Genomic DNA, 8484 nt, shown 5'->3' with positions numbered 1-8484 from the left:
AACAACTGGTCGAATTCTTCGCGACATTCCATGCCTGTACTGTCGTTATGGAGGCCTGCGCCGGCTCGCATCATATGGCCCGCAAGCTGGCCGAATTCGGGCACACGGTGCGCCTGATCTCGCCGCAGTTCGTCAGGCCATTCGTCAAGTCAAACAAGAATGATTTCGTCGATGCCGAAGCGATCTGCGAAGCAGCGTCGCGCCCGGCCATGAGATTCGTATCCCCGAGGACGGAATCGCAACAGACGCTTTCCGTGCTGCATCGTGTGCGTGAATCGATGGTGCGCGGGCGCACCAGAACCGTCAACCAGATGCATGGCTTTCTCCTCGAGTTTGGCATCAGTCTGCCGATTGGAAAGACTGCCGTCACACGTCTGGCGGCCGTACTTGCCACGAATGAACTACCGCCCCGGCTAGTTGCGATTCTCGAACGCCTCCACCAGCACTTCAAGTACCTTGAGGAACAGATCGGTGAGATTGACCAGGAGCTCGCACGTCAGCTCGCTGAGGACGAGGTCGGACAGCGCCTAATGAGCATCCCGGGAGTCGGTCCGGTCACCGCAAGCGCGTTGGCCGCGAAAATGGGCGACGCAAAGCAGTACGGATGCAGTCGTGATTTTGCGGCATCGGTTGGGCTCGTTCCCCGGCAATACAGTACGGGCGGCAAGACCAATCTTCTCGGGATCAGCCGGCGCGGCGACAAAAATGTCAGGCGCCTGCTCGTCCTGTGCGCCCGAGCCTACATGCGAGGCCTGGAGAAACGAACCGGTCGCCTGGCAGACTGGGTTCGCGCAATGCTCGCCCAGCGGCATTCAAACGTGGTGGCGTGTGCGCTGGCCAACAAGCTAGCCCGAACCGCCTGGGCCATTGTTGCGCGCCAAACCACATTCGACGCCGGCTTCACAAGCCACCCACTCTGAACGAGCACAGCTTCATCATTATTTACCAATCATCCCACTGGTTTTGCGACGACTGAAAATTGATGACGTGAACGGCACACCGGCCCGACGAAAAACCTGAGTGCCAAAGAGGCTTTTCGAAGCCGATCCACTGTTAAGGATCGTCAGGCGCGAATCTCATCGTGGCGCGGGGAGCAATCCCCACAACGACGCCGAATAGATTTAAGCAAGCCAACTCGCCATCGAAGACCAGGGTTGCAAAAATGGGGTGGACCATAGATTTGGCACATCGATGCCGTTTCGGGTGGGGGCGTCCATTCCATTAGTTGGGACCTACCTTGCTCTGGCGATTTCGCGCCAGAGCAAGGAGAGCTTCTCCAGTTGCTTAGCATGTCCTTGTCATCGTGCCGTCGCTTCCACCCCGCCGAAGTGGAATAGCCGCATCGGTCAGATTTCGGCTACCCATGCTGCCTTCGCCCTACAGTTGCGGACTCGGTCTTCGGAATTTCTCACTTTCGAGACCATCCTTCGGAGAGGTGCATTGTCCCTAGAGATTCACACCCGATGGTTACCAATCACGCATGTCCAGGTAGGCAACTGCTGGTCGTACAACAGGTCATAGCTTCAACCTTCAATATTCGATGGCTGAATGTGACAAGGCAAGGATGAGCTTTGCCATCCACTGCATGCCGCATAACGCGCGGCTGACGGCAACACGTGTCGCACCCAGTTGTCGACCCTACCTAAGGGGGCCGGACCCGGATGATCGCGCCCAGCTACGCGACAGAACTTTTTTTCGATGGGCCGCCCTTACGTATCAGGCAAATCTTAACGTCTGCCCGAGTCCCATCGACTTCGCTTTCTCCAACATCGCCGATCCCAGCGAGATATCGCTCAGGCTCAGCCCGCGATGCCAGAACAAAATCGTCTCGTCATCGTTCTCACGACCGGGTTTACGTCCCGCCACGATCTGCCCCAGTTCGGCGTGCAGGTTCTCTTCGGTGATCTTGTCTTCGTCCACGTGGCGTCGCAGTGCGCCGAACGGCAAACCTTTTCGACATTGCCCCCAATCGTCCACGACAACCTTGCTCATGATGTCGGTGAGCGACATGTCGACCGCGCTCATGGTGCCGTAAGGCATCACCAGCGCTCCACGCTTGATCCATTCGGTCCTGAGCAACGGCTGCGGCTCAGGCAAGCGTGATGCCTCGACCACGATGTCGGCACCGCGCACGCAGGTTTCCCAATTGTCCACCGCGATGACCGGCTTGCCGAGGTCATCCGAGAGCCGCTTCGCAAAAGAATCGCGGCTTTCAGGACGCTTCGAATGGACGCGAATTTCATCGAAGTCGAAGAGGTGATCCAGTAGCCGCACGTTCCAGTAAGACGTGCCGCGCGCGCCAATGTGACCCAGCACCTTGCTGTGCTTGCGCGCTAGGTATTTCGCGCCGAGCGCGGTCATGGCGCCCGTGCGCATGTCGGTGATTGACGTCGCATCCAGGATCGCTTTGGGAACGCCCGTAGAGGGATCGAACAGGTTGAGCAGCGCGAGCTCTGAGGGCAGGCCCACTTTGTAGTTATCGACGAAATCGCCCACTATTTTGACGCCCGCCACACCCAGCGGATGCACCACACCGCGCAGCACGTTGAAGTGGCCTATAGAGGAATCCTTAGGAACTAAGTGAACGCGCGGCTCAATGACGGTTTTCTGCTCGCCTTGTGCCTTGAGTCCCTGTTCTACGGCGGCAAGAATTTCGCCATTGGTGATGTCGAGCTTCTTGATGTCCGGGCCGTTAAGGTAGGTCAGATAGATTTCCTGCACTTGAATATCTCCTAAAAGAATAAGACTGGCGCCCATAGCCGCCTAGTAAGCCGGCTCGTCGGCGATTCCGCTGCGAGCGTTGATCTGGCGAAAACGAATGAGGTCCGACTCCGGGTGGATCAAGGCGGCCGCGATCAGTCCCATCGCCGCGACGAAGATACCCGCGCAGACGTATCCGGACTGGAAACCCTGCAAGGTATTCACACCCACGTCCACAATGCCGCCCATCACAACCGGGGCGAACAGACCGGCGAGCGTGTGAACGGAATTGGTCACGCCCAACGCGGCGCCACGTTGCGACGCGGGGGATATTTCGCCGATCAAGGTCGATCCCAGCGTAAAAATCACGCTGCCAATCGAGAAGCTCAAGCCGATCAGGACGATCTTCAATACACCCATTTCGACGAAGGGCATGCAGACCATCGACACCCCAGCTATCGTCACACACCCTGTCCCGAGCACGCCGCGCGAGACGCGGCTCGAATAGCCGCGCCGGGCCAGGCGCTGCGAAATGAATGCGCACAACGGGGCGAGCACGATCTGCATAGCCGAAGGCAGGACGATCACCCATGCGGCCGTGGGGGGCGGCAGATGAAGCGCCTTGATCAGGTAATTCGCTAGCCAGACAATGTTCAGCGCGATCACCCAGTAAGCGGCAAAGCCGCCCGCATACACGCCCAGTGCAGTCCGGCTGAGCAATAACGAGGTGTATGGAATCCTGTGCAGCAGGCCATTGCTGCGCTTGGGAATTTCATCGACAGGTCCGTCTTTTGCAATGGCGAACCAGACAGCCGACCAGATCAATCCCACCATTCCCAACACGCCGAACGCCGAGTGCCAACTGTAATGAACGATGATCCAGGTGACGAGCGGGGCCACTGCGCCCGTGCCAACCGCCGCGCCGCATGCAACGATGCTGGTGGGAAGCGCCCGCCGCCCGTCGTTGAACCACTTATACACGGCATGCAGCGCAACCGGGAAGGCGGGTCCTTCAGCGGCACCCAGAATAACCCGCGTGGCCAACAAGAACGTGAAGGTCGCGCTGCCGGTCAGCGGCAGCACGGCGAGCGCCCACACGAGCGCCATGACCAACATGATCAGCTTCGTGCTGAACCGGTTCGACAGGAAGCCGACCACCACGCCCGACGCCGAAAACAGGATGAAGAAGCTGCTTCCCAAGAGACCGAACTCGGCATGGCTAAGGCCCAGCTCCCTCATGATCGGAACGCTGGACAGTCCGATCACCGCCTTGTCTGCAAAATTGATTAGCATGAACATGAACACGAGGGCCACCATGATCCACGCCTTGCGATTTTCACTTCGCGTCATTCGTTGGCTCCGGGAAGGTCGGACAAGCGGGTAGGCCTCCAGCGTGGGCCTGATGCAAAATACTACGGCTGCCAAAAGAACATGTCTATACATCTTTAAACTTTTGTTTGAGCCGCCGAATCGACCCATCGATGGACGGACCGCACTAGGCGGATAATTGTCGTGAAAGGCAAGCAAGGGGCCTCAATATGTATATACAAGTTAGAGCTTAGGGTGTGCCCGATCGAACCGGTCGCTCCAAATCCATTTCTTCGATGCGATGAAATATTTGTTCAACCCTGCTGCATCCGGCTGCAAGATGCACGGTGTGCTCCGGCCAGCACTTTGGTGGCAGCGTCGCTGCAGCCTATGCAATTCAGCCTCACGGTTCGAACTCGGCTCATACGCGTTGACAAAAAGCACTCCGACGGCTGCACTGGCTTATCAGCAGTTGAAGGACTAGATCGAATCCGAAGAATGGCGCTCAGGCGACATGATGTCGTCCGAACACAAGCTCGCGGCTGAATTCGGGATGGCTCGAATGACGGTCAATCGCGCCATGCGAGAGCTCGCCACGCAGCGCGTCCTATGCGAATTCGCGGGGCAGGGACCTTTGTCACCGATTCCCGTTACCGGTCTACGCTGATCGAAATCCTGAACATCGCGGAAGAAATCAAGTCGCGCGGGCACCAGCACACGAGCGAAGTCCTGCCGCTGGAGCAGACATCTGCGCCGGAAGCACTGGAGGCTCTGCGGTTGCCGCCCGATGGCCTCGCATTTCATTCGCGCATGGTGCATTTCGAAAATAAAGTGCCTATTCAGTCCGAAGATCGGCGTGCCAGCGGCGTACTGTTTCCCGATTACATCAACCAGGATTTTCGGGCGCTGACACCGAACGATTACATGACGAGCCTGGTGCCGGCGCAGGGCGTGGAGTAATGGGTCACGGCGCAGCAAACCACGGCGGCAGCCCGGCAGACCTTGCGAATGCCGATTGGTGAGCCGTGCCTTGTGCTGCATCGGCGCACGTGGGTTCGCGGCCAGATCACAACCGATGTCATTCTTTGGCATCTTGCCAGCCGCTGTTGACTGAGCGGCAAGTTGTAGTCGGCCGTGGCAGGCTGACGGAAAAGTAATCCTGCGATAACGAGACGTTTGCGCGTTAGGCTCCGTGCGCCGTGCCCTTCCGTCAAACTATCCTGTCTATACAAATTTTCGGTTGGCCTCGCACACGAAGTCATTCACCCGACGCCGCGTCGATCCTATAGATCAGCGCTGGTGCTTGCCAAAACAATTTCGTTCGATTATTTTTTAAACGCCGTTTGTTAGTTGTCTATACATATGATATATGTTTAGGACATCGGTGTTAGCGGCTAATTGGGCTTGCGAGTCCCGCGGTTGCTTCAGCTCCGAACGAATAGCTCTATTGCAAGGATGACGAATGTTAGGTTCAGTGAAGTGCGTAGCGGGAATACTATTGCTTATTCCGGCCTTTGCCTGTCAGGCAACGATCGTTCTTGACGGGATGTCCGCTACGCCGGAATCCATCGCGCGCATTGCCGACGGCGAGGAATTGCGTGTCACTCGCGAAGCCAGCGAACGTGTTGTTAAAGGTCACGACCTGATCCTGGAAGCCGCCGTGGAAGGCCAGCGCATTTATGGCCTGACGGTGGGTGTCGGCCTGAATAAAGACCTGCAAATGGTCGATGTCAACGGTAAGCTGACGCCCGAAGTGCTGCAGGCATCCACTCGCTTCAACGCCGCGCTCCTGCACGCACACGCGGCCGGTGTGGGTCCCGACATGAAAGTGCGGACGGCGCGCGCCGCGATGGCGACCCGTCTCAACGAAATGCTCATCGGAGCATCGGGCGTCCAGCCTGCCGTGGTCGAGAAGCTCGTGCAGTTCCTGAACCTGGGCATCACCCCCGCCATGCCGGTCGATGGATCCATGGGCGAAGCGGATATCACAATCCTGAGCCATATCGGCCTGACGATGATGGGCGAGGGCGACGTCTACTATCGCGGCGTCGAAATGCCGGCCGCGCAGGCCATGCAGATGGCGGAGATCCAGCCGATCCAGCCGTGGGGCAAGGATGCGCTCGGCATCCTCAGTTCCAATGCTTACGCAACCGGCATGGCGGCGCTGGCGCTCGTGGATCTAAACCAGTTGAGCCGTGTCGCCAAGCTGGTTTATGCAATGAGCCTCCAGGGGCTGAACGGCAACGTGTCGCCGTTTCTGGAAGATGCGCTGGCGCTGCATCCTTTCCCCTACGTGGTCAAGACGGGGGCCACATTGCGTTCGATGCTAGGCGGCAGCAGCTTGTGGCAACGCGACGACGCCCGGGCGCTTCAGGATCCGTTGAGCTTTCGCGACGCGCCTTTCCTGTTGGGCGAGATCGACAAGAGCTACGACGACGACCGCAAGCTGATCGAACTGCAGTTGAATTCCTCCGATGACAACCCGGGCGCCGCGATTGGCGTGAAGGCGAAGTCGGATTTGTTCCAGGCAAAGCGGGCGTATGTAACGAATAGTGCGGGCGGAGCCATTTTGCCTAATGCGAATTTTGAGCCGCTGCCGTGGGTGCTGTCGTTCCAGGAAACAGGCACTGCGCTCGCGCAGAACTCGCTTGCCGCGGCGCAACGCATCGTCAAGTTGAACGATCCTCGCTTCACGCACCTGAGCCGCTTCCTGGGTACCGATCACACTTTGCATGCGTTCGGCGCAATGGAAAAGCCGCCGATGATGCTCGCCGCAGAGAATAAAGAACTGGCCATGCCGGTGTCTCTCGATTATCTACCGGTTGCGGGGGATATTGAAGATATTGCAACGAATGCACCCCAAGCTATTCGCCACGTGCAGAAGCAAATCGATAACAGCTTCCAGTTATTCGGCATTGAACTCATCTCAGCGGCCCAAGCGGTAGAATTGCGCCAGAAGGAAGGGGGTTTTACGCTCTCGCCCGATACCGCAAAGCTTTTTTCCGCGCTACGCAAGGTCGTACCTTTCAGGGACGAAGACCGTCCGTTCACGCCGGAATTCCGCGCCGCAGCCGTTTTGCTGAAACAGTACCCGAACTAAACCGGAGGTTCTGCCTGCGGCTCTCCGGCGCGCCCGGCCGGCTGCGTAGGGAAGGAATCCTACAATCTTTGACCACTTGAGACATTCGCTGTGCGCAATAGCCACTGCCCGGCCGGTACCGGTCAAAGACCGGCTTTTGCGGACCTCGAATCGACAAACAATTGCTACCAGTTGAGTCTCAGTCCGTAAGCGGCTCGGCTGGGCCGTGTCCTCACGCGCGCGCGAGTGATGCATGATGGTGATGGCGTGTCGGAGTCCGTGTAGATCAAGGTAGATCGTGCCCACGATCGGCGATCGTGGGCACGATCCATCCAAATCTATCCAGATCTACCCGATTGAGAGTGTGTGCGGGGTGAGGGGTTTCAGTTTGTCAGCCACATTCCAAGGCAGCAATTCGTCGATGCGAGAGATCTTGTGATCAGCGATGTGGGTCAGGACGTATTCCAGGTAGGCACGCGGGTTGATTCCGTTGAGCTTGCACGACCCGATCAAGCTATACATCGCGGCGGCCCGCTCGCCCCCGCTGTCGGAGCCGACGAACAGATAATTTTTGCGACAATGCACATAATTGCATTGACGCAATAATGTAGAGCTGGAAATTATGCAGAGTTTTCGTTGTACGTAACGTCGTGATCGTCCGTGCGACGCACCTTGCCTGGATCGTTAGGTAGGAGCAAACTCCACATAAAAAAGGTGCTTTCCTGTTTGGGTTGTTATCCATTCAGGAGAATCCTCATGATCGGCTTGATCCCCTTACGGTCGCAACCTCAGGCATGGTTGTGGCGCAGCGATCTTTCTCGTTTCGCTGAGCGTTACTGCGAATATCTCGTTGAGTCCGGCTATGCAGCTCGCACCATCAACATCTACGTGAGGTGCGTCGCGCACTTTGCGCACTGGCTCACGACACACCGCATAGCCGTAACGCGTGTCGATGATCGACTTGCCCGTAGCTTCATAAACGGCCATTTGCCTCGATGTACCTGCCCCGATCCGATTCCCAGAGGTCGAACAGACATCAGTGCCGCACTTCAGCATTTGCTCGTCGTCTTGGGCGCGTGCGCTGTCCCCCGGTTTTTGTTGGCAGAACCGGAATCGGTACAACTGGAGGTATGTCGTTTCACCGAGTACCTCAAGGACGTTTGCGGCCTTGCCGACTGTACGCGATATCAGCGTGGTCGACTCATTCGCGATTTCTTACATCAGCGCTTTGGTCGCAGCCCCATCGACATGGAGCAGCTAACGATTCGGGATGTCCATCGGTTCGTGACTCGTTACCCCGACGGATGCAAATCTGGAACAGCTCACGTAGCGGGCGTAACGTTGCGCAGTTACCTGCGGTTCCGGAGCATGCAATATAGCGAGCAGGTCGAAGAGCT

Annotated in this window: 6 protein-coding genes and 2 pseudogenes; 5 read left to right on the top strand and 3 right to left on the bottom strand. The window is 57.7% G+C overall.

The features are described 5' to 3' along the window. On the top strand, positions 1-920 hold a 920-nt coding region (locus PQQ51_RS33810), incomplete at its 5' end, for an IS110 family RNA-guided transposase (protein WP_408501535.1). Between the two features lie 796 nt (positions 921-1716). On the opposite strand, the gene PQQ51_RS33805 is transcribed toward PQQ51_RS33810, so the two are convergent. Together PQQ51_RS33805 and PQQ51_RS33800 are read right to left on the bottom strand one after the other, a co-directional pair. Next, on the bottom strand, positions 1717-2721 hold the full coding sequence (locus tag PQQ51_RS33805) for an ornithine cyclodeaminase family protein (protein WP_097275697.1): 1005 nt from the start codon (positions 2719-2721) through the stop codon (positions 1717-1719). A 42-nt stretch (positions 2722-2763) separates the two neighbouring features. After that, positions 2764-4050, bottom strand: coding sequence for an MFS transporter (locus PQQ51_RS33800; protein WP_257026652.1), 1287 nt, complete (start codon positions 4048-4050; stop codon positions 2764-2766). A gap of 472 nt (positions 4051-4522) precedes the next feature. Between PQQ51_RS33800 and PQQ51_RS33795 the strand changes: the two genes are divergently transcribed. The 3 genes from PQQ51_RS33795 (at position 4523) to PQQ51_RS33785 (ending at position 7108) form a co-directional block, all read left to right on the top strand. Beyond that, on the top strand, positions 4523-4675 hold the full coding sequence (locus tag PQQ51_RS33795) for a GntR family transcriptional regulator (RefSeq protein ID WP_408501534.1): 153 nt from the start codon (positions 4523-4525) through the stop codon (positions 4673-4675). After that, on the top strand, positions 4618-4968 hold the full coding sequence (locus PQQ51_RS33790; protein ID WP_408501533.1) for a UTRA domain-containing protein: 351 nt from the start codon (positions 4618-4620) through the stop codon (positions 4966-4968). The genes PQQ51_RS33795 and PQQ51_RS33790 overlap by 58 nt, the downstream gene beginning before the upstream one ends. A gap of 502 nt (positions 4969-5470) precedes the next feature. Continuing rightward, a complete protein-coding gene (locus tag PQQ51_RS33785) occupies positions 5471-7108 on the top strand; it encodes an HAL/PAL/TAL family ammonia-lyase (protein WP_097275695.1) in 1638 nt (545 codons plus the stop codon). Between the two features lie 327 nt (positions 7109-7435). On the opposite strand, the pseudogene PQQ51_RS33780 reads toward PQQ51_RS33785, so the two are convergent. Next, a pseudogene (locus tag PQQ51_RS33780) lies at positions 7436-7663 on the bottom strand (transposase domain-containing protein); the annotation flags it as partial. Positions 7664-7843: 180 nt separating this feature from the next. On the opposite strand from PQQ51_RS33780, the pseudogene PQQ51_RS33775 reads away from it, so the two are divergent. Continuing rightward, positions 7844-8484: pseudogene (locus PQQ51_RS33775) on the top strand (integrase); the annotation flags it as partial.

It is taken from the genome of Paraburkholderia xenovorans (assembly GCF_046030735.1).
GTDB classification, from domain to species: Bacteria; Pseudomonadota; Gammaproteobacteria; order Burkholderiales; family Burkholderiaceae; genus Paraburkholderia; species Paraburkholderia xenovorans_A.
Note: the sequence above shows the minus strand (reverse complement) of the source record. Positions and strands in the feature narration are given on the sequence as shown.

What these genes read in the sequence shown, in the direction of transcription:
- PQQ51_RS33800 (WP_257026652.1), bottom strand. Translation starts at nt 4,050, where the DNA reads ATGACGCGAAGTGAAAATCGCAAGGCGTGGATCATGGTGGCCCTCGTG.
- PQQ51_RS33795 (WP_408501534.1), top strand. Translation starts at nt 4,523, where the DNA reads ATGATGTCGTCCGAACACAAGCTCGCGGCTGAATTCGGGATGGCTCGA.
- PQQ51_RS33790 (WP_408501533.1), top strand. Translation starts at nt 4,618, where the DNA reads ATGCGAATTCGCGGGGCAGGGACCTTTGTCACCGATTCCCGTTACCGG.
- PQQ51_RS33785 (WP_097275695.1), top strand. Translation starts at nt 5,471, where the DNA reads ATGTTAGGTTCAGTGAAGTGCGTAGCGGGAATACTATTGCTTATTCCG.